1 pseudogene is annotated in these 275 nt (G+C 62.9%); it reads right to left on the bottom strand.

What is annotated here, in order from left to right:
* Positions 1-275, bottom strand: a pseudogene (locus SB660_RS20315) (carbohydrate ABC transporter permease); the annotation flags it as partial.

Consider the following 275-nt stretch of genomic DNA (forward strand, 5'->3'; position numbering starts at 1 on the left):
GTGGCTCACGGAATCGGAAGCGGAAGCGCGCGAAACCGTAGGCGGCCAGCGCGGCACTGAGGACGCTTCCGAACACCCCGACCACGGTGATGAACACGGTGTTGCCGAGGTAAGTCCACAGCGGCGCCTCGTAGAAGATCTCGACGTAGTTGGCCCAGTCCACGGGGTTGGGAAGCCACCTCACCGGGAACTCGTACACCTGATCCGGGGTCTTCAGGCTGGTCGAGAGCATCCAGAAGAACGGCACGAGGTACATGACTGAGCCGGCGAGAAGC

Origin of the sequence: Bacillus sp. SIMBA_005 (assembly GCF_046535585.1) — a bacterium.
Lineage (GTDB): Bacteria > Bacillota > Bacilli > Bacillales > Bacillaceae > Bacillus > Bacillus pumilus.